This is a genomic window from Micromonospora musae (genome assembly GCF_003626635.1).
GTDB lineage: Bacteria > Actinomycetota > Actinomycetes > Mycobacteriales > Micromonosporaceae > Micromonospora > Micromonospora musae.
In genome coordinates this window covers 330,740-351,047 of sequence record NZ_RAZT01000009.1, presented here as the reverse complement: position 1 = coordinate 351,047, position 20,308 = coordinate 330,740, and the positions used below count along the sequence as shown (strand labels likewise).

Below are 20,308 nucleotides of genomic sequence, written 5' to 3'. Positions count from 1 at the left end.
CCGATGACCGACCCGACGACCGACCCGGGCCCCACCCGGGTCGCCCCGGACGCCGTCGCGCGGATCAGCGCTCAGGCGGCCCGGCACGCTCCCGGCGTGCACAGCCTGGTCATCGTGCCGGCCCGGCCGTACGGGGTGACGGTCCGCCAGGACGACCGGACGGTGAGCGTCGACGTGGACGTGGTCACCTGGTACGGCCGCAGCGTGCTGACCGTCGCCGACGCCATCCGGGACGCGGTGATCGACCAGGTGACGTCGTCGACCGGGCTGACCGTGCGGGAGGTGACCGTCACGGTGACGGACGTCGTCGTACCGGGCGTCGACGTGCCGGTGCCGACGTGACCGGCCGGACCGCCGCCGGGAGCTGAGATGCGTACCGCCAACCGGCTGGCCACCCTGTTGCTCGCCGTCGTGCTGCTCGTCGGCGGCGTGCTGCTGGCCGTGGCGGCGGGGGCGGCCGCGGCCGGCCGACCGGCGCTGCTCGTCGACGTCGCGGGGTGGGCCGCCCCGCTCGGGGAGACCCGGTGGGACGACTGGCCGGTGCGGGCGGCGGCGATCGGCGCTGTCCTGCTCGGGCTCGGCCTTCTCGTCGCCGAACTGCGGCGGTGGAGACCGCAACGGCTGGACGTCGGCGACGGCTGGCACCTGCACCGGCGTCGCCTGGAGCGGCGGCTGACCGTGGCCGCCGCCTCGGTGCCGGGCGTACGGCGGGCCCGCGTCCGGATACGGGGACACGGCGCGCAGTGGCGGCCCCGGGTGGTGGTCACCGGCGACCCGGCGAGCCGCGACGAGGTGGAGTTCGCCGTGCGGCAGGAGCTGCACCGGCTGGCCGCGCCCCGGCCCGGCCCGATCGAGGTGTGGCTGCCGTCCGGGCGGCGGGCGGCGTGACCCACGCCGCGCACCGGGTGCTCTGGACCGTCGTGGCGCTGCTGCTGGTCGCGCTGGGCGGGGTCGTGCTGGCGCAGAGCCTCGGATGGCTCCCCGGCGGGGATCCGTCCGGCGTGCTGCTCGGCACGGGACTGCGCCGCTCCTGGGAGCTCGCCACCCCGTGGGCCCCGCTGGCCGCGGCCGCCGCCGGGCTGCTCGCCGCCACGAGCGGTCTCTGGCTGTTGCTACGGGAGCTGGGCGGGGCCGGCGTGGGGCGGCGCGGCACCCTCGTCCACCCCGGCCGGCGGGGCCGGACCCGGTTGGCCGCCGGGGCGCTCACCCGCGCGCTGGAACGCGACCTCACCGGCGATCCGCGGATCCGGCGGGCACGGGTGGTGCTCACCGGCGACCCGCACCGGCCCGACCTGTGGCTCCGCGTGGAGATCGTGGCCGGTGCGCGCACCGTCGGCCTGCGCGAACACGTCAACGTCGCGCTCCGCCGCTACGTCGACACCGCCGACTGTCGCCCCGCCCACCTCGACGTGACCGCGCTGGTCGACGCCGGCCAGGCATGATCTACCCACCGGCGCCCGTCCGGGCGCGCAGAGCTGGGGGTCGAGTGTGCGGGTCGTGTCTCTCGTACCGTCGCTGACCGAGGCGGTGGCGGTCACCCTGCCCGGCGTACTCGTCGGCGCCACCGACTGGTGCAGCCACCCGGCCGGGCTGGACGTGCCGCGGGTGGGCGGCAGCAAGTACCCGGACCTGGAGCGGGTGCTCGCGCTACGCCCGGATCTCGTGCTGCTCAACGTCGAGGAGAACCGCCGCGAGGACGCCGACGCGCTGGTCGCGGCAGGGGTGCCGGTGCGGGTCACCTACCCGCGTACCGTCCCCGAGGCGCTCACCGAACTGGCCGACCTGCTCACCGCGCTCGGCGCGACGCGGGAGCCGGCGTGGCTCGACGCCGCCCGCCGCGCCTGGGCCGAGCCGCCACGGTTGTCGCCGGCCCGCCGAGCCGTGGTACCGGTCTGGCGGCGCCCCTGGGTGGTCCTCGGGTCCGGCACCTTCGCCGGCGACGTGTTGCGCCGGCTCGGCGTGCTGAACTCCTACGAGGGGCACCCCGAGCGCTACCCCCGCCCGCCCCTCGCCGAGCTGCGCGACGTCGGCGCGGAGCTCGTGGTGCTCCCCGACGAGCCGTACCGTTTCACCGCCGACGACGGCCCGGAGGCCTTCCCCGGCACACCGTGCGCCCTGCTCTGCGGCCGGCACCTGACCTGGTACGGACCGTCGCTGGCCGAGGCGCCCGCACTGCTCGCGGCGCAGCTCGACCGCCCGGTCTCCGCCCCGGCCTGAGCCGGGCCCACCACCCGCCCGACCCCGACTCGGCCCGCACCGTCCGCGGCGGGCACCCGGCCGGATCGCCGTCAGGGCTTCCCGCCCTCGCCCCGGCCGCCCGCCGCGCGGCTGCGACCCCGTCGGGCGGAGAACGCGCTCCAGCCGATCGACACGGAGAGGGTCACCACCACCACCGTGAAGGTGAGCCAGATCGGCAGCTTCCCCACCGGCGTCTCCGCCAGGATCAACTTCAGCCCGGCGAAGGCCAGCAGGACGGCCAGCCCGTACCGGAGGTAGCCGAAGTGCCGCAGCAGCCCGGCGAGGCAGAAGTAGAGGCTGCGCAGCCCCAGTACGGCGAAGGCGTTGGCCGTCCAGACGAGGAACGTGTTGGTGGTGATCGCCAGGATCGCCGCCACCGAGTCGATGGCGAAGACCACGTCGGTGGCCTCGATCGCGACCAGTGACACCAGCAGCAGGGTCGCCCGCCGCCGCCCGCCGGCCCGTACGGTGAACCGGTCGCCGTGGTAACCGGCCTCGGTCGGGACCAGGCGGCGGAAGAGCCGGACCACCCGGTTGCGCTCCGGGTCGACGTCGGGTTCGCCGCGTACGGCCAGCCGCCAGCCGGTCCAGATCAGGAACGCGCCGAGCACCACCCCGGCCCAGGCGAGCCGCTGCAGCAGCTCGGCGCCGGCGATGATGAAGGCCAACCGGAACACCAACGCCCCGACCACCCCCCAGAACAGCACCTTGTGCTGGTAGGCGGCGGGTACCCGGAAGTAGCCGAAGAGCAGGGCGAAGACGAAGACGTTGTCCACCGACAGCGCCTTCTCCAGCAGGTATCCGGAGTAGTAGGCGACCGCCGGCTCGCCGCCGCGCCAGAACCAGATGACGAGGCCGAAGAGGAGACCGGCTCCGATCCAGACGGCGCTCCAGATCAACGCCTCGCGCAGCTCGATGACGTGGTTGTCCCGGTGCGAGAGCAGGTCGATCGCGAGCATGACCACGATGACCACGGTGACGGCGGCCCAGGCCCAGAGCGGCGCCGGGAACGTCGCGTCGCCCACCGGTGCCCTCCGCATCGACCGCTTCCCACGGTCACTTCCCGCCGCTCGCCGCGCGAGGACGGGGGACCTGAGGCGGGGGCGCCTCCGAGCCTAGGCCAGCGTCGCGGGCGGCGGGACCGCTCCGCCAGGTTCGGTCCGCGAAGGTCGCCTCGGCGGGCTGCCGCACATCGGCCTGCCACGATCCGGCAGGATCGGTGCTGACCGGGCCACATCACCCAACACGGCAGGAGTTTTACCGATGAACCAGCCAGGTGCCCGCTCGGGCAAGCCCGACGTGACCCCGATCGAGGGCGCGCCCCCCGCCGACCTCGTGGTCGAGGACCTCACGGTCGGCGACGGTCCGGAGGCCCAGCCGGGCCAGCTGGCCACCGTGCACTACGTCGGCGTCGGACACTCGACCGGACGCGAGTTCGACGCGTCCTGGAACCGGGGTGAGCCCTTCGAGTTCCCGCTCGGCGGCGGACAGGTGATCGCCGGCTGGGACCAGGGCGTGGTCGGCATGCGTGTCGGCGGCCGCCGCCGGCTGGTCATCCCGCCGCACCTGGGCTACGGGGACCGGGGCGCCGCCGGCGCCATCCGTCCGGGCGAGACCCTGATCTTCGTGGTGGACCTGCTCGGCGTGCGCTGAGCACTCGCGGGGCCGCCGACGGAGCGTCAGCGGCCCCGCGACCCCACCGCCGATCGCCCGGTCGCCGATCGCCGGGTCGCCGATCGCCGGGTCGCCGATCGCCCGGTCGCCGGTCGATGATCCGCCGCTCGGCGGCCCGCGCTCTCAACGTCGGGTGACCACCACGTCGCCCGGCCGGGGGTGGGCGGTCAGGCCGCCACCAGCACCGGCTGCGCGGCTGGCGCGGGCGGCACGTGTCGCATCGTCGGCGCCGGTGGCGCGAGCGGCGACGGCGCGGACGAGGTCGGCGACGGCAGCGGGGACGGAGACGGCCGCACGGGTGCCGGCGGCTCCGCCACCGGCCGGGACGCCTCGACGACCGGGACGACCCGGTGCAGCCCGGTGACCCGCAGCACCCGGGCCACCACCGGCGCCGGATCGACCAGCACCAGCTCGCCGCCCTGCGCGCGCACCCGCAGGTGCGCGGCGGCCAGCGCCCGCACCCCGGCGGCGGAGAGCAGCCGGACGCCGGAGAGGTCGACCCGCAGCACCGACCGCGACGGCGCGGCCCAGAGCGCCGAGCGGAGCACCCCCACCGTGGCGATGTCGATCTCGCCGACCGCGCGCACGTCCACGCTCTCGTCGCGCACGCTCACGTGCACGCGGAAACGCTCGCTGACCTGCTCTCCCATGCCGTCCAATCTAGTCTCGACCACCGACACTTCCGCCCCTGCGCAGGAGTGATTCCGGGTACGCCCAGGGTCGTACCCCGACCCGACCCTGATCCCTCTCAGGGCCGAAGCCCGGGCCGCGGCCGACCCGCGCGCCGCTCCGGCGCGGGCCGGTGACGGCGCATCCGGACATCGGCGGGTGACAATGGTCGGATGGTCGTCCCCCACCCCCGGCCTCCCCGGCTGATCCGGCCGGTCCGTGAGCCGGCCACCGTCCCGCCGCCACTCACCGGCCCGTGGGCCGCCACCGACCGACGGCTCGACACGGTCGAGCTGCTGCCGCTGCCCGACGGCGCGGCCGGCCCCGAGGACGTGGTCGTCGACCCGGACGGCCGGGTGATCAGCGGCGACGAGGAGGGCCGGCTCTGGTGGTGGCCAGCCGACGCGCCGCCGGGGACCCTGCCGCGGCTGCTGGCCGAGACCGGCGGCCGGCCGCTCGGGATCGAGCTCGACCCGACCGGCGGTGGGCTGGTGGTCTGCGACGCCTACCGGGGGCTGCTCCGGGTCACCCCGAACGGCGCGGTGCACGAGCTGACCGGGACGGCACCCCCGGTGCACCTGGCCAACAACGCCGCAGTGGCGCGGGACGGCACCATCTACTTCACCGACAGCTCGGACCGCTTCCCCGTCTCGCACTGGAAGCGGGACCTGCTGGAGCACCGGCCCAACGGTCGGGTGCTCGCGTACCGGCCCGGCGACCGACGCGCCGAGGTGGTGGCGGAGGCCCTCTACTTCCCGAACGGGGTCGCGCTGACCCCGGACGAGTCGGCCCTGATGCTGGTGGAGACGACCACGCACCGGCTGCTCCGCGTCGACCTGCCCGGCGGCGCGGTCCGCGTCCTGGCCGACCTGCCCGCGTATCCGGACAATCTCTCGGCCGTGGGCGACGGCACCTACTGGATCGCGCTGCCCAGCCCGCGGGTGGCGGTGGCCGAGCGGCTGCTGCCGCACCCGAGGCTGCGCCAGCTCGCCGCGTTGCTGCCCGACGCCATGCAGCCGCAGCCGCGCCGCTACGGCCTGGTCGCGCTGGTCGACGGCGAGGGCACCGTTCGCCGCACGCTGCACGGCCCACGCGGCGACTACTGGATGATCACGGGGGTACGTCAGCACGGCGAGCTGCTCTGGCTCGGCAGCCTGATCGGCCCGGGCGTCGCCCGCGTCCGGCTGACCTGACGTCGGCGCTCGGCGCGGCCGGCTGCGGCCCGCCGGCCGGCCGGCGTTTTCGTGATCGACTCGCCTTCCGTGAAGTCGGGGTCTCCGCACGGCGGCGTTTTCGTGATCGACTCGCCTTCCGTGAAGTCGGGGTCTCCGCGCGGCGGGACGCCCCGAGTTCATGGAGTTCGAGACGATCAAGCCCGGACCGGACCGCGGGTCGGGCCGAGAACAGCTCGGCCGACAGGTCGGGCCACCGGGCCGGCGGGACGGGCAGGGTCGGCCCGCGCGACGGCGGGCCGACCCGGGTGCGGTACGGCGGTCAGCCGCCCGTCACCGAGGGGTGCGGGGCCGGCGAACCGCCGGCGACCGCGCCCGGATGCGCCGGCTGGCTCGGCGCGGGGCCCAGCCCGCTCGGCACCGGCAGCGCGCTGCCCTTGACGAACTCGCCCCAGCTGACGTTCCACGCGGTCCAGCCGTTGCCGTTCTGCAGCTCCACCTCGGTGCCCTTGACGGTTACCAGGTCACCGACCTTTGTGTTGTTCATCAGCCAGTCGGCGGCAGCGGCCGAGACGTTGGTGCAGCCGTGCGAGACGTTGGTGCTGCCCTGGTCCCCCTCCGACCACGGAGCACCGTGGATGAACTCGCCGCCCCAGGTGAGCCGCTGGGCGTCCTCCACGTCCACCACGTACGGGTCGGCCGAACCCGTCGTGTCGAACGTGGTGAACTGGTGCTGCTCCATGATCACCATCTTGCCGCTGGACGTCGGCGTGCTCGGCTTGCCGAGGCTGACCGGGATCTTGCGGATCACCTTGCCGTCGCGCAGCACCGACATCTGCTTCGTGGCGTTGTCGATCTCCAGAGAGACCTGCTGACCGATCTTCGACGTCGACCTCCGGTCGTCGTCGCCGACCAGGTCCTTGCCGATCGGCAGCCCTTCCAGGCCGGACCGGACGCTGATCGTCGTGCCCGGCCGCCAGAAATCGGGTGCCCGGTAATAGACCTGACTACCGTCGTCCACCCATGACCAGGCACCCGGCTGCGGCGGGTTCGTCTTTACGAACAACCGGCGCTGGACATCCGCCCTGGCCTCTTTCGGAATGGGCGGGTCGAATGCGACCGTCACCGGCATCGCGGTTCCGTACGTCCGTTTGTCGGCGAAATAGAGGGTGCTGGTCACCGCCGGTTTGGTCGATTTCGGCCTGGTGGTGAAGGTCGTCTTGCGGGTCGTCGTCTTACCGGAGTCGCCGGTCGCGGTCACCTCGGCCGTGTACGTCCGCTTCGGTTGCAGCGTGGTGCTCGGCACCCAGGCGGAGCCATCCTCGCGGGGCTCGGCCTTGATCTCCTTACCCTTGTCGTCGGTGATCCGGACCCCGGTCACCCGGCCGCCCGCCACCTGGGTGCCGACCTCGGCGCTGATCGGCACGTCCTTCGCCCGGTCGCCGGGCGTCACGGTGAGCTCCGGCGCCGCGGCGCGTTTGCCGCCCTGCCGGTCGTCGTTCTTCGAATCCGCGGTGCAGCCGACCAGGATCAGTGGAGCGGCCGCGACGGCCACCCCCAACAGCGTCAAACGCCGCCTCAGCCTCATGATGCGTCCCCCCGTTTTCCGCTTCCGTAGGCACATTCTCTCCACCCCGATACGACTACCCCCGCAATTCACGAAATAAGGTCACGACAATTACCTGTCGCATTTCGCCACGCTGCGCCGAAAGCGACGGATCGTCGGCGGCGGTCGGCATCGGGCGGGACGGGCGGGTACGGTCGCCCGGCGCGCCGACACGGCCGGGCCGTCCCGTCCGCGCCGGCCCGGCCCGATTCAACCGCCCCACCCGAGTGAGCCGGGGGTCGGCGGAGCCCGTCGACTTCAGGAATCCCGCGCCGATCACCCGTCGCGGGGCCCCGGGATGGCGGCGATCCGGCCGATCGAGAACCGAGGGACGCGAGCCTCGGGCAACTTTTGTCGGCCCCAGCGAAAGTTCGGCGCCCCAGACAGAACCTTTGCCTTCGACCGTCGGCAAGGGTACGGTGACGGGCCAGATAGATAGTTGCCCATAGGTCGATCCGCTGCCCGCCCCGCCGACAGTGGCGCGCCCCGCGTGGGCTCGTCTCCATCCGTACGCCGACCGCCACGTCCGCCGGACCCGCTCCGGCCGGTCCGGCGTGCCTGGAGACGGCGGCCGGTCGACCCACAACCGCCGGATGAGCGGCGTCCGGCAGGGAGGGACACCACCATGGAGCAGAGCAAACAGCCGGCGGAGCCGCCGGGGTCCGCCGAACCGGTCAGCCGACGCGGGCTGCTCCGCGCGGCGACCGTCTCCGCCGCCGCGGTCGGTACGGCCGGCCTCCTCGGCGCCTCCGCGGCGTCGGCCTCCGGCGGCTCGGGCCACGGCGGCGGCCGGCGCCGGGTGCCGGTCGACCGAATCAGCATCCAGCTCTACACCCTGCGCGACCAGTTGGCTGCCGACCTGCCCGGCACGCTCACCGCGCTGCGCCGGATCGGATACCGGCGGGTCGAGCACGCCGGCTTCGTCGGCCGCACGGCCGCCCAGTTCCGCGCCGCCCTCGACGAGGCCGGCCTGCGCGCGACCTCGGGCCACACCGGCATCCCGCAGCCCTTCGACGCCGACACCTGGGAACGCGCCCTGGACGAGGCGAACACGGTCGGCTGCCGGAAGATCGTGCACCCGTGGTTCGGACTGGACTCCGCGGGGCAGCCGATCCGCGACCCGCAGGTCTACCGGGCGCTCGCGCGTGACCTCAACCGCGCCGGCCGCCTGGCCGAGCGCGCCGGCCTGGAGTTCGGCTACCACAACCACCAACTCGAGTTCGTCCCGCTGACCGGCGGTGGAACCGGCTTCGCCATCCTCACCGGCGAGACCGACCCGCGGCTGGTCCACTTCGAACTGGACCTCTTCTGGGCGTGGCGCGGCGCGCAGGACCCCATCGACCTGATCCGCGCCCACCGGGGCCGGATCCGCCAGGTCCACGTCAAGGACATGGACACCGAGGCGAGCTTCGCCGACCTCGGCGACGGCCTCATCGACTTCGGCCGGATCTTCGCGCACGAGCGGGAGGCCGGTATCGAGGAGTACATCGTGGAGCGCGACGACGCCGGCACTCCGCCGCGCGCGCCCGCCGACGCGCTGGAGACCGCCCGCGTCGGCTTCGACTACCTCGCGTCTCTCCGTTACTGACCACGACCCCCGGGGGAACCACCGTGAAGAGAAGGATCGCCATCCTGTCCGCGCTGGCGCTGGTCACCGCCGGCCTGGGCGCGCCGGCCGCGTCGTCGGCCGCCGCGCCCGCACCCGCCGCGCCGCCGGACTCCAGCTTCCAGAAGGTCACGCTCAACGACTTCCCGGGCGAGCCGGTGAGTCTCGCCGTCCTGCCCGACCTGCGGGTGCTGCACACCGCGCGCACCGGCGAGGTCCGCATCCACGACCCGCGTACCGGCCTGAACACCCTCGCCGCCGACGTCCCCGTCTACGAGCACGACGAGGAGGGCCTGCAGGGCATCGCCATCGACCCGGACTTCGCCAGCAACAAGTGGGTCTACCTCTACTACTCCCCGCCCGGTGACACCCCTGCCGACGACCCGAGCACGCCGGACGTCAACGAGGGTGACGCGCCCTTCGTCGGCACCGAGGCGGACTGGCAGCGGTTCCGCGGCGCGCTGCGGCTGTCCCGGTTCAAGCTCGAGGGGATGAAGCTCAACCTCGCCACCGAGCAGAAGATCATCGACGTGCCCGTCGACCGGGGCATCTGCTGCCACGTCGGCGGCCAGATCGAGTTCGACAGCAAGGGCAACCTCTACCTCTCCACCGGTGACGACACCAACCCGTTCTTCTCCGACGGCTACACCCCGATCGACGAGCGGGCCGACCGGAACCCCGCGTTCGACGCGCAGCGCACCTCGGGCAACACGAACGACCTGCGGGGCAAGCTGCTGCGGATCAAGGTGAAGCCGGGCGGCGGCTACACGGTGCCGGCGGGCAACCTGTTCAAGCCGGGCACCGCGAAGACCCGTCCCGAGATCTACGCGATGGGGCTGCGCAACCCGTTCCGGTTCGCCGTCGACCGCCGTACCGACGACGTCTACCTGGCCGACTACTCCCCCGACGCCGGGTCGTCGAACCCGGACCGCGGGCCGGCCGGACACGGCCGCTGGATGGTCGTCGACAAGCCGGCCAACTACGGCTGGCCGTACTGCGCCACCCCGGACCTGCCGTACCGCGACTTCGACTTCGCGACCAACACCCCGGGCAGGAAGTTCGACTGCGACCGGCTCGTCAACGACTCGCCGCACAACACCGGGCAGCGCCGGCTGCCGCCGGTGGAGGCCCCGCAGGTCTGGTACCCGTCCGCCGCCTCCGGCGAGTTCCCGCAGCTCGGCACCGGCGGCATCGGCCCGATGGGCGGCCCGGCGTACGACTACGACGGGCGGAACACGTCGCGGACCCGCTGGCCCGCCTACTACGACGGCGTGCCGCTGTTCTACGAGTGGACCCGGGACTACATCAAGGAGTTCCGCCTCGACGACCGGGGCGAGGTACGCGACATCCGTCCGGTGGCCCCGTCCTTGGTCGTCGACAACCCGATGGACCTGGAGTTCGGCCCGGACGGCGCGCTCTACGTGCTGGAGTACGGCGACGGGTACTTCGCCGAGAACCCGGACGCGCAGCTCTCCCGGATCGACTTCGTCCGGGGCAACCGCACGCCGATCCCGCAGATCAGCGCCGACCCGACCGTCGGGCAGGCGCCGCTGACGGTGCGCTTCTCCAGCGCGGGCACCGTCGACCCGGACGGCGACCGGCTGCGCTACGCCTGGGACTTCAACGCCGACGGCTCGGTCGACTCCACCGACCCGAACCCGACCTGGACCTACCAGGCGAACGGCCAGTACAACCCGACGGTGAAGGTCACCGACAGCACCGGGCGTTCGGCCGCGGCCACGCTGCCGCTGCTGGTGGGGCCGCGGGCACCGATCGTCGAGTTCGTGACCCCGACCGAGGGGCAGCCCTTCGAGTTCGGCCAGACCGTCAGCTTCGAGGTGCGGGTGACCGACGACCTGCCGGTCGACTGCTCGCGGGTGCAGGTGACGTACATCCTCGGCCACGACGAGCACGGGCACCCGCTCTCGACCGCGACCGGCTGCACCGGCAGCATCACCACCTTCCTCGACCCCGGTCACGGCGGCGCCGACAACCTGCGGGCGGTCTTCGTCGCCGAGTACACCGACGCGCCCACCGACCCGGGTGTGCCGCCGCAGACGGGCAGCGCCGAGGTGGTGCTCACCCCGGGCGGTAGCGCCCGCTGATCCGCAGGTGGTGGCCCGGCACACCGGGCCACCACCGCGCAGCCCGGCGGCACGGCCACCACGACCGAAGGGCCGGCACCGCGAGGTGCCGGCCCTTCCGCGCGTACCTCAGACGGCCGCGATCAGCAGCGCGGGCTGCTCCACGCAGTCGGCGACGTGCCGCAGGAAGCCGCCCGCGACCCCGCCGTCGCAGACCCGGTGGTCGAAGGTGAGGCTGAGCTGCACGACCTTGCGGACCGCGAGCTCTCCGTCGACCACCCACGGCTTGTCCACGATCCGCCCCACCCCGAGCAGCGCCGCCTCCGGGTGGTTGATGATCGGCGTCGAGCCGTCCACACCGAACACCCCGTAGTTGTTCAAAGTGAAGGTGCCACCGGTGAGCCGCGCCGGCGCCAGCGTGCCCGCCCGTGCCGCGGCCGTCGTCTCGGCCAGCTCGACGGCGAGCTCCGCGGTGGTCAGCCGCTGGGCGTCGCGTACCACCGGGACGACGAGGCCCCGATCGGTCTGCGCGGCGATACCCAGGTGCACGCCCGCGGACTGGAGGATCCGCTGCCCCTCGGTGTCCACCCGGGCGTTCAGCTGCGGATAGCGGCGCAGACCGGAGAGGCAGATCCGGGCCAGCAGGGCGAGGACGCTGACCGGCTGCTCCGGACGGGCGGCGTTGATCGCGGCGCGCGTCTCCAGCAGGGCGGTGGCGTCCGCGTCGACCCAGATCGTCACCTCGGGGATCTCCCGCCGGCTGCGGGAGAGCTTGTCGGCGATCGCCTTGCGGATGCCCGTCAGCGGAATGACCAGGTCCTCGCCGTCGCCACCCGCCGACGGCTGCGGCACCGCGCGCGGTGCGGCCACGACCGCCGTACGGGCGGCCTCCACGTCGGCGCGGCGGACGACTCCCCCGCGGCCGCTGCCGGTCAGGGTGGCGAGGTCGATCCCGTGCTCGCGGGCCAGCCGCCGGACGATCGGCGAGATGACCAGCGGCGCGACGTCGCCCGTGGACCCGACCGCGGCCGCTGGACGCGGGGCCGCGACGGCGACCGGTTCCGGGGCCACGACGGCGGCCGGCTCCGGCGCGACCGCGAGCCGTGACCTGCGGCGGCGACGTCCCGGCCCGTGCCCGGTGCCGTAGCCGACCAGGACGTTGCCCGAGCCGGCCCGCTCCTCCTCGCGGTAGGTGGCGTGGCCGGGAGGCTCGGGGGTGCTGTCGGGCGCGGCCGCCGCGCCGTCCGACGTCGCGATCGTGATCAGCGGCTGGCCGACCGGGCGGGCCTCGCCGGGAGCACCGTGCAGCGCGACCACTCGCCCGGCGTACGGGCAGGGCACGTCGACGACGGCCTTGGCGGTCTCCACCTCGACGACGGTCTGGTCCACCGTCACCGTGTCGCCGACCGCGACCCGCCACTCGACGATCTCCGCCTCACTGAGCCCCTCGCCGAGGTCGGGCAGGAGAAAAACCCGCTCGCTCATGCCGTTGCCTCCCTCCGGTCGGCAGCGGCATGAGGCACCACCGCACTGCGCCCGACGATTCGCTCGCTCCGCTCGCTCATGCCGCCGCCTCGGGGGCGGGGAGCCAGCGCGGGTCCGGCTGGTCATCCCACTGCAGGCGGGCGACCGCGTCGAGCACCCGGTCCACGCCGGGCAGGTGGGTGTGCTCCAGCATGGGGGCCGGGTACGGGATGTCCAGGCCGGAGACGCGCAGCACCGGGGCGTGCAGGGCGTGGAAGCAGCGCTCCTGCACCCGGGCGGCGATCTCGGCGCCGACACCCGCGAAGCCCTGGGCCTCCTGGATCACCACGCACCGGCCGGTACGGCGCACCGAGGCGGTCACCGTCTCGTCGTCGAACGGGACGATGGTGCGTACGTCGACCACCTCGAGATCCCAGCCCTCCTCGCGGGCGGCCTCGGCGGCCTCCAGCGCGACCGGCACCGACGGCCCGTACGCGATCAGCGTGGCGTCCCGGCCGGGGCGGCGCACGACGGCGCGGCCGAACGGCGCGGTACGCGTCGGCAGCTCGGCCTCGCCGCTGGCGAAGTAGAGCTTCTTCGGCTCCATGAAGACGACCGGGTCGGGGTCGTCGATCGCCTCGCGGAGCAGCGAGTACGCGTCGTCGACGGTGGCCGGCGTGACCACCTTGAGCCCCGGGGTGTGCGCGTAGTAAGCCTCGCTGGAGTCGCTGTGGTGCTCGACGCCGCCGATCCCACCCGCGTACGGCACCCGGATCACGATCGGCACGCTGAGCGCGCCCCGGGTGCGGTTGCGCAGCTTCGCCACGTGCGAGGCGATCTGCTCGAAGGCCGGGTACGCGAAGGCGTCGAACTGCATCTCGACCACCGGCCGCAGCCCCGACATGGCCAGGCCGACCGCGAAGCCGACGATGCCGGCCTCTGCGAGCGGGGTGTCGAAGCAGCGCTTGTCGCCGAACCGGGCCTGGAGACCGTCGGTGATCCGGAAGACGCCGCCCAGCTGGCCGACGTCCTCACCGAAGACGAGCACCCGCTCGTCGTCGGCCAACGCGTCGGCGAGCGCGGCGTTGAGCGCCTTCGCCATGGTGGTGGCCATCAGGCGTCCCCCTCCTGCTCGGCCGCCGCCAGCTCGGCGCGGACCTGCTCGCGCTGCTCGATCAGCTGCGGCGTGGGCTGCGCGTACACGTGGTCGAAGAGGCTCAGCGGGTCGACGGTTGGCTGCGCGTTCATCCGCTCGCGCACGTCGGCCGCGTAGGCCTCGGCCTCGGCGGCCACGGCGGCGACCCCGTCGTCGTCCAGCTCGTCCCGGTCGCGCAGGTACTTCTCCAGCCGCGCGATCGGGTCCCGGTCCCGCCACGCGTCGACCTCCGCGCCGTCGCGGTAGCGGTTGGCGTCGTCGGCGTTGGTGTGCGGCTCCATCCGGTAGGTGTGCGCCTCGACCAGGAACGGCCCGTTGCCGGCGCGGGCGTGCTCCACCGCGCGGGTGAGCACGGCGAGCACGGCGACCGGGTCGTTGCCGTCGACCTGCTCGCTCGGCACGCCGTAGCCGGCCCCCTTGTACGCGAGGCTCGGCGCGGCGGTCTGCCGGGACAGCGGGACGCTGATCGCGTACTGGTTGTTCTGCACGAAGTAGACCACCGGCGCCTTGAAGACGGCGGCGAAGTTGATCCCCTCGTGGAAGTCGCCCTCGCTGGTGGCGCCGTCGCCGATGAAGGCCAGCGCCACGGTGTCGCGCCCCTGGTGCGCCTCGCCGTAGGCGAGACCGGCGGCGTGCACGCACTGGGTGGCGAGCGGGGTGCACTGCGGCGCGGTGAACCGGGCGGCCGGGTCGTAACCGCAGTGCCAGTCGCCGCGCAGCAGCGTCAGCACCTCGACGGGGTCGAGCCCGCGCGAGACGAGCGCCATCGACTCCCGGTAGGTCGGGAAGACCCAGTCGGTGTCGCGTACGGCGAGCACCGCCCCTACCTGGCAGGCCTCCTGGCCGCGGGAGGACGGGTAGACCGCGAGCCGGCCCTGCTTGGTGAGCGCGGTGGCCTGGGTGTCGAAGCGGCGACCGATGACCATCCGGCGGTAGAGCTCCCGCAGGAGGTCGCCGGGGGGCTCGGGGTAGTCGGTGCGGGCGGGCAGCGGCGCGCCGCTCGGGTCGAGCAGGCTCACCGGCTGCGCGCCGGGCAGCAGCGGACGGGCGGGATCGGCCGGGGTGGCCGGCCGACGGCGGTTGCGCGGGGATGCCCTGCGGACCGCCTGGGGTGTGGTCGTCACGGCGGGGACCTCCTGGGACGTGTGGTGGCCCTATGCTCCAGCCTTGCGGATGTTTTGCTCAAGATCCACCATGAACGTGAGACAAACGGCACGCGAGAGGAGTCTCGGTGAGCCAGACGACCGGTCCCGAAGCAACGCCGACCGCTGCCACGGGACGTTCGTCCCGTCCGCTGGACGAGGTGGACCGCCGGATCCTGGACGAACTGGTTCGTGACGGGCGCACCTCGGTGCGTACGCTCGCCGAACGGATCCACATCTCCCGCACCAACGCGTACGCCCGGGTGGAACGCCTGCTGCGCGACGGTGTGATCACCGGGTTCCGGGCGCAGGTCGCGCCGGAGGCCTCGGGGCTGGGCACCTCGGCGTACGTGGCGCTGACCATCGAGCAGAACACCTGGCGCGAGGTCTCCGCGGAGCTGGCGCAGGTGCGCTACATCGAGCACGCGGCACTGCTCGGCGGCGACCACGACGTCCTGGCGCTGGTGCGGGCGCCGGACAACGCGGCGCTGCGCGACGTGGTGCTGGGCCGGATCCAGAGCATCCCCGGGGTGCTATCCACCCGGACCTGGCTGGTCTTCGAGGAGTTCGACGGGGTCACCAGCCCCTGGGCGTAGGCCGAGCGGGGACCCGGCCGCGCCGCCGGTCAGCGCTCCGGCGGGGCCTCCAGCCCCTCCCGGTCGGCCAGCTCCAGCAGCGGCTCCAGGGAGAAGCGCCGATCGTCCAGGCCGGCGTGCGGATCGCCCCGCTCGGCGAACCGGGCCGGCACGGTGACCACGTCGAAGTCCTCCGGCCGGACGTCGTCCAGCTCCGCCCAGTGAAGCGGCGCGGAGACCAGTGCCCGGGCGGTGGGCCGGATGGAGTACGCCGAGGCCATCGTGTGGTCGCGGGACATCTGGTTGTAGTCGACGAAGATCGGACGGTCCCGCTGCTCCCGCCACCAGGTGGTGGTGACCAGGTCGGGCCGGCGACGCTGCAGCTCCCGACCGAGCGCGAGCACCGCCCGCCGGCAGTCGCCGAAGCTCCACCGCGGCTCGATCGACAGGTAGATGTGCAGCCCCCGGCCACCGGTGGTCTTCGGGTAACCGGTGAGCCCCAGCTCGGCGAGGAACGCCCGCACCTCGTGGGCCACCGGCACGACCTGGGCGAAGTCGACCCCGGGCATCGGGTCGAGGTCGATCCGGAGCTGGTCGGGACGCTCCACGTCCGCCGCGGAGACCGGCCACGGATGGAAGCGCAGGGTGCCGAGGTTGGCCGCCCAGATCACAACGGCCAGCTCGCTGGGCGCGACCTCGTCGGCGGTCCGCCCGCTCGGGAAGGTGATGTGCGCGGTGCGTACCCAGTCGGGGGCGCCGGCGGGCAGCCGCTTCTGGTAGAACGCGTCGCCGCGGTTGTCCTGCCGGGTGCCGATCTTCGCGCCTTCGAAGACGCCCCGCGGCCAGCGTTCGAGCATGGTCGGCCGGTCGCGCAACGCGCGCAGGATCCCGTCACCTACGGAGAGGAAGTAGCGGACGACGTCGAGCTTGGTCAGCCCACGCTCCGGAAAGTACGGCTTGTCCGGGCTCGAGACGCGGACCACCCGCGCACCGACCTGGATCTCCTCGGCCGTCGTCGCCACGTCCCACACGGTAGCGGTCCGCGGTCCTCGGGGTGGGTACCCGCGCCCACCCGCCGTGCCGCCGTCCACGCTCACACGGCGAAGCCGACCGGGATGGGGTCGGCGTAACTCTCCATACCGGTGGCCAGTTGTTTGAAGGACACACACGGGCATGGAGTGGGACAAATGACGCAGACAATCCGCCAGACGAAGGCGGCCGATCCTCGAGTCGGATTCCGTGGCGACGTGGAAGGGCTGCGGGCCCTTGCCGTGGTCCTGGTACTCGCCGGGCACGCCGGCCAGCAGTTGGTCCCGGGCGGCTTCGTCGGCGTCGATGTTTTCTTCGTCATCTCCGGGTTCCTCATCACCGGTCTGCTCGTAAGCGAGGTGAACAAGACCGGCCGACTCTCCCTCAGCGGCTTCTATGCCCGGCGCGCCAAGCGACTGCTGCCGGCCGCCGTGGTGGTGCTCGTCGCGACCCTCGTGCTCACGTTCGCCTTCCTGCCACGTACCCGGTGGTCCGCTACGGGCTGGGATGTGGTGTCCAGCGGGTTGTACGTGATGAATTGGCGGCTCGCCGAACAGTCCGTCGACTACCTCGCGGCCAATCGCGCGCCCAGCGTCCTCCAGCACTTCTGGTCACTCGGTGTCGAGGAGCAGTTCTACCTGGTATGGCCGCTGCTGCTGGTGGCCGCGTTGTGGCTCGGCCGACGCCGATACGCCCGCACCAGCTTCATGGTCGCCGCTCTCGCGCTGGTCGCGGTGCCCTCCTTCGCCTGGTCCGTCTGGCTGACCAGCGACAATCCCGCCCGCGCATACTTCGTCACCACGACGCGGATGTGGGAACTGGCCCTCGGTGGATTCGTGGCCCTACTCGCCGCCTACCTGCACCGTCTGCCCCGTCCGGCCGCTGCCGCGCTCGCCTGGTCCGGCCTCGTGGCGATCGTGGCGTCCGCCTTCCTGCTGAGCGAAAGCTCCGCCTTCCCGGGCTATCTGGCGCTGATCCCAACCCTCGGCACGGCGGCCGTCATCGCCGGCGGTCCCGCCGCCGGCAATGCCGGACCTGCCGTCCTGCTCGCGGTACGGCCGGTATGCGCCGTCGGTGCCATCTCGTACTCGCTCTATCTTTGGCACTGGCCGCTCCTCGTCGTCGCGGAGGCCCGGTTCGGTGAACTGACCGCGAGCGCCGGTCTCGCCGTGGTCGCCGCCTCGGTGGTTCCGGCCGCGCTCACCTACCGGTACGTCGAGAACCCCATCCGCAGGTCCGAGACGCTCGCATGGCAGCCCACTCGATCGCTCCAGCTCGGGGCGGTTTGTACCGGTGTGGCTGTGGTGGCGGGACTCAGCTTTCAACTGACGGTGTGGCCACCAGCGGCTCCGCCGGCGCCCCCATCTCTGGCTGTGCCGACAGTGGGCGTGAACGGCACCCCGGCGACCGTCAACTCGCCCACGGTCGCCGGCGCGACCGCGCTCGGCAAATCCCCGACAACCAGCGCGGCCGGAACTCCGGTAGACCGGGTAGGCGCGTTCGTACCGGACCCGCTCGTCGCCAGTCAGGACGGCCCCGACGCATGGAAGGACGGCTGCCACACCGACCAGCGCAGCAGCGAAGTGCGATCCTGCCTCTACGGCGATCCGGACGCCTCATTCACCGTCGCCCTTGCCGGCGACTCCCATGCGGCGCAGTGGCTGCCGGCCTTGCAACGGGTTTCCGTGTCGAAGCAGTGGCGCCTGAAGAGCTACACGAAGTCCTCCTGCCCGTTCATCAACGGAGTGGTCGCGCTGGACAGCCGGCCGTACCCGAGTTGCACGGAGTGGAATGAGAAGCTACGCAGGGCGCTGACAGGTGACGAACGACCTGACCTGCTGGTAGTGAGCACCTCCTTCTACGTCATGGTCCGCGACGGCGCGCCCGTCGCCAGTCAGGCACAGGCCGCGTTCGCTGACGCGCTGCGGCGCACCTGGTCGGAGATGGCCGGCGCGGGGATCCCGGTGGTCGTCCTCCGCGACACTCCCTACCACGACAAGGACATCGCCGAATGCGTCTCGGAGAATCCGCGGAAGCTCACACGCTGCGCGTCGCCCCGGGACAAGGTTCTCGCCGGCGGAGGTGGGCCGGCCCACGAGACGGCCGCGCGGCAGAACGACAAGGTGCACCTGGTAGATCTGAACGACGCCATTTGCCCACGTGAACGCTGCGCGCCGGTGATCGGCGGTGTGCTCGTCTACCGTGACAACAACCACGTCACGGCCACCTACATGGCGACGTTGGCACCACGACTGGCCACGGCTCTCGACCGCGTGCTCGCTTGAGCCGCTGCCGCGATGACGGAGCTCGCCGCACTCTGGATCGTCCGGCACGGGGAGAGCACGGGAAACGTCGCGGCCCAGCGGGCGAGGTCCTCGGGCGCCGAGGAGGTCGCCCGCACCGAGCGCGACGCCGACGTGCCGCTCTCGCCCGCTGGCGAGGAGCAGGCCCACGCCACGGGACGCTGGTTGAGGACGCTGCCGCCGGACCGGCGCCCGGAGGTGGCGGTGACGTCGCCGTACCTGCGGGCGCGGCGCACCGCCGAGCTGGCCCTGGCCGGCACCGGCGTACCGCTGAGCCGCGACGAACGGCTACGCGACCGGGATCTCGGCATCTTCGACCGGCTCACCCCGCACGGGGTACGGGTGCGCCATCCCGAGGAGCACGAGCGGCGCAACCGGCTGGGCAAGTTCTACTACCGGCCGCCGGGCGGTGAGGCGTGGACGGATGTCGCGCTGCGGCTGCGCGGGTTCCTCGCCGACCTGCGCCACGAGCACACCGACCGCCGGGTGATGCTCTTCGGCCACGACGTGCTGGTCTTCCTGCTCTCGTACCTCCTGGACGGGTTGACCGAGGAGGAGCTGATGGCGCTGGGCCGCCGGCACGTCATCGCGAACTGCTCGATCTCCAGCTGGTCCGCGGACCACTCGGACCATCTACGGATGAACGGCTTCAACGAGGTCAGCCACCTGCACCCGACCCGGAGCGGGCCGGCCGGCGGCGACCAGACGCACTACGGCATCTGACTGTTTCCGCACTTCACCGCCGGGGTACCGGACGATCAACCGACATGTCGAGGAGGTCAGCCGGTGTCCACCGATGCCATCGTCCTGCTGAAGGAAGACCACAAGGAGATGCGCCGTCTGTTCACGGCGTTCCAGGACGCCGAGGAGGGCCCGGCGAGCCGGCGGCAGAAGCTGGTCGGGCAGATCATCGAGGCGCTCACCGTGCACACCTACCTGGAGAACGAGGTGATGTACCCGGAGGTCCGCCGGCTCCTGCCGGACCTGGAGGACGACATCCTCGAGTCGTACGAGGAGCACCACGTGGCCGACGTCCTCTGCGCCGAGCTGTTCGCGATGGACGCCGAGGACGAGCACTTCACCGCCAAGACCACGGTGTTGATCGAGAACGTGCTGCACCACGTGGAGGAGGAGGAGCAGGAGTGGTTCCCCAAGGTGCGTGACCAGCTGGGGCGCAAGGAGCTCCAGGAGATCGGCGCGCGGATGATCGAGATGCGGGCGGGCGCGCCGCGCAAGCCGACGGATCCGAAGGCCGTCAAGAAGGCGGTGGACGCGGCGACGGCCTGACTCGCGGTGGCACTCCGGGCCCGGCCCTGCGCCGGGCCCGGCGCCGTTTCCCCGGCACCGGTGTGCCCCGCGCCGGCCCTGCCCGACCGCACCGGCACGCCGTCGGGCGTCGGAACGTGGCCATCCGGGCGGGACGAGGCCACCCGGGCGGGACGGGGCCGACGCCGGGACGAGGCCGCCCGGGCGGGTGACCTCCGGTTCGGTAGGATCTGGGCGGGCCGTTACTGGCGCGTGGGGATGGAGAACCATCGGGGAGCGGCCCCGTCAAGAGGACGCATGCCGAGCGCCTGGGCCTTCCGCACG

Annotated in this window: 18 protein-coding genes, 1 pseudogene and 1 riboswitch; of the genes and pseudogenes, 12 read left to right on the top strand and 7 right to left on the bottom strand. The window is 73.0% G+C overall.

The window, feature by feature from the left end; genetic code table 11:
- The first annotated feature begins 3 nt into the window (after positions 1 to 3).
- From D7044_RS19940 to D7044_RS19925, 4 genes are read left to right on the top strand one after another with little or no spacing between them, the layout of a single operon-like run.
- Positions 4 to 342 carry an Asp23/Gls24 family envelope stress response protein gene (locus D7044_RS19940; protein ID WP_120689819.1) on the top strand — a complete coding sequence of 113 codons (339 nt, stop codon included), beginning with the start codon at positions 4 to 6 and terminating at the stop codon, positions 340 to 342.
- Positions 343 to 369: 27 nt separating this feature from the next.
- Positions 370 to 888, top strand: coding sequence for a DUF6286 domain-containing protein (locus D7044_RS19935; RefSeq protein ID WP_120689818.1), 519 nt, complete (start codon positions 370 to 372; stop codon positions 886 to 888).
- The gene (locus tag D7044_RS19930) at positions 858 to 1,442 is read left to right on the top strand and encodes a hypothetical protein (RefSeq protein WP_120689817.1); all 585 of its coding nucleotides are present in this window, start codon (positions 858 to 860) and stop codon (positions 1,440 to 1,442) included. Before D7044_RS19935 ends, D7044_RS19930 begins: the two co-directional genes overlap by 31 nt.
- Positions 1,443 to 1,488: 46 nt before the next feature.
- The gene (locus D7044_RS19925; RefSeq protein ID WP_120689816.1) at positions 1,489 to 2,217 is read left to right on the top strand and encodes a helical backbone metal receptor; all 729 of its coding nucleotides are present in this window, start codon (positions 1,489 to 1,491) and stop codon (positions 2,215 to 2,217) included.
- A 71-nt stretch (positions 2,218 to 2,288) separates the two neighbouring features.
- Here D7044_RS19925 and D7044_RS19920 read toward each other — a convergent pair whose 3' ends face one another.
- Positions 2,289 to 3,278: a TerC family protein gene (locus D7044_RS19920; protein WP_199716692.1), complete on the bottom strand. Its 990-nt coding sequence runs from the start codon at positions 3,276 to 3,278 to the stop codon at positions 2,289 to 2,291.
- A 223-nt stretch (positions 3,279 to 3,501) separates the two neighbouring features.
- Between D7044_RS19920 and D7044_RS19915 the strand changes: the two genes are divergently transcribed.
- On the top strand, positions 3,502 to 3,891 hold the full coding sequence (locus D7044_RS19915) for an FKBP-type peptidyl-prolyl cis-trans isomerase (RefSeq protein ID WP_120682163.1): 390 nt from the start codon (positions 3,502 to 3,504) through the stop codon (positions 3,889 to 3,891).
- Positions 3,892 to 4,220: 329 nt separating this feature from the next.
- On the opposite strand, the pseudogene D7044_RS19910 reads toward D7044_RS19915, so the two are convergent.
- A pseudogene (locus D7044_RS19910) lies at positions 4,221 to 4,562 on the bottom strand (STAS domain-containing protein); the annotation flags it as partial.
- A 192-nt stretch (positions 4,563 to 4,754) separates the two neighbouring features.
- On the opposite strand from D7044_RS19910, the gene D7044_RS19905 reads away from it, so the two are divergent.
- Positions 4,755 to 5,774, top strand: coding sequence for an SMP-30/gluconolactonase/LRE family protein (locus D7044_RS19905; RefSeq protein WP_120689814.1), 1,020 nt, complete (start codon positions 4,755 to 4,757; stop codon positions 5,772 to 5,774).
- Between the two features lie 301 nt (positions 5,775 to 6,075).
- On the opposite strand, the gene D7044_RS19900 is transcribed toward D7044_RS19905, so the two are convergent.
- Positions 6,076 to 7,341 (bottom strand): L,D-transpeptidase, encoded by a 1,266-nt coding sequence (locus tag D7044_RS19900; protein ID WP_120682157.1) that lies wholly within the window; start codon positions 7,339 to 7,341, stop codon positions 6,076 to 6,078.
- Between the two features lie 643 nt (positions 7,342 to 7,984).
- Between D7044_RS19900 and D7044_RS19895 the strand changes: the two genes are divergently transcribed.
- Positions 7,985 to 8,947, top strand: a complete 963-nt coding sequence (locus tag D7044_RS19895) for a sugar phosphate isomerase/epimerase family protein (protein WP_120682155.1) — start codon at positions 7,985 to 7,987, stop codon at positions 8,945 to 8,947.
- A 23-nt stretch (positions 8,948 to 8,970) separates the two neighbouring features.
- Positions 8,971 to 11,070, top strand: coding sequence for a PQQ-dependent sugar dehydrogenase (locus D7044_RS19890; RefSeq protein ID WP_120682153.1), 2,100 nt, complete (start codon positions 8,971 to 8,973; stop codon positions 11,068 to 11,070).
- Between the two features lie 108 nt (positions 11,071 to 11,178).
- Here D7044_RS19890 and D7044_RS19885 read toward each other — a convergent pair whose 3' ends face one another.
- The 3 genes from D7044_RS19885 to pdhA all read right to left on the bottom strand — a co-directional run bounded on the left by D7044_RS19885 (position 11,179) and on the right by pdhA (position 14,793).
- Complete coding sequence (locus D7044_RS19885; RefSeq protein ID WP_120689813.1) at positions 11,179 to 12,534, bottom strand: dihydrolipoamide acetyltransferase family protein; 1,356 nt, start codon at positions 12,532 to 12,534, stop codon at positions 11,179 to 11,181.
- Between the two features lie 76 nt (positions 12,535 to 12,610).
- A complete protein-coding gene (locus tag D7044_RS19880) occupies positions 12,611 to 13,630 on the bottom strand; it encodes an alpha-ketoacid dehydrogenase subunit beta (RefSeq protein WP_199716705.1) in 1,020 nt (339 codons plus the stop codon).
- A complete protein-coding gene (pdhA, locus tag D7044_RS19875) occupies positions 13,627 to 14,793 on the bottom strand; it encodes a pyruvate dehydrogenase (acetyl-transferring) E1 component subunit alpha (protein ID WP_120689811.1) in 1,167 nt (388 codons plus the stop codon). Before pdhA ends, D7044_RS19880 begins: the two co-directional genes overlap by 4 nt.
- A 107-nt stretch (positions 14,794 to 14,900) precedes the next feature.
- On the opposite strand from pdhA, the gene D7044_RS19870 reads away from it, so the two are divergent.
- Positions 14,901 to 15,407: an Lrp/AsnC family transcriptional regulator gene (locus D7044_RS19870; RefSeq protein WP_120682145.1), complete on the top strand. Its 507-nt coding sequence runs from the start codon at positions 14,901 to 14,903 to the stop codon at positions 15,405 to 15,407.
- Positions 15,408 to 15,436: 29 nt separating this feature from the next.
- Here the strand turns inward: D7044_RS19870 and D7044_RS19865 are convergent, their stop codons facing one another.
- Positions 15,437 to 16,408, bottom strand: a complete 972-nt coding sequence (locus tag D7044_RS19865; RefSeq protein WP_120689869.1) for a DNA polymerase domain-containing protein — start codon at positions 16,406 to 16,408, stop codon at positions 15,437 to 15,439.
- A 165-nt stretch (positions 16,409 to 16,573) separates the two neighbouring features.
- On the opposite strand from D7044_RS19865, the gene D7044_RS19860 reads away from it, so the two are divergent.
- The 3 genes from D7044_RS19860 (at position 16,574) to D7044_RS19850 (ending at position 20,005) form a co-directional block, all read left to right on the top strand.
- Positions 16,574 to 18,700, top strand: coding sequence for an acyltransferase family protein (locus D7044_RS19860; RefSeq protein ID WP_120689810.1), 2,127 nt, complete (start codon positions 16,574 to 16,576; stop codon positions 18,698 to 18,700).
- 12 nt (positions 18,701 to 18,712) lie between these two features.
- A complete protein-coding gene (locus tag D7044_RS19855) occupies positions 18,713 to 19,441 on the top strand; it encodes a histidine phosphatase family protein (RefSeq protein ID WP_120689809.1) in 729 nt (242 codons plus the stop codon).
- 63 nt (positions 19,442 to 19,504) lie between these two features.
- Positions 19,505 to 20,005 (top strand): hemerythrin domain-containing protein, encoded by a 501-nt coding sequence (locus D7044_RS19850; RefSeq protein ID WP_120689808.1) that lies wholly within the window; start codon positions 19,505 to 19,507, stop codon positions 20,003 to 20,005.
- Between the two features lie 210 nt (positions 20,006 to 20,215).
- A riboswitch (ZMP/ZTP riboswitch) is annotated at positions 20,216 to 20,305 on the top strand.
- Positions 20,306 to 20,308 lie beyond the last annotated feature (3 nt).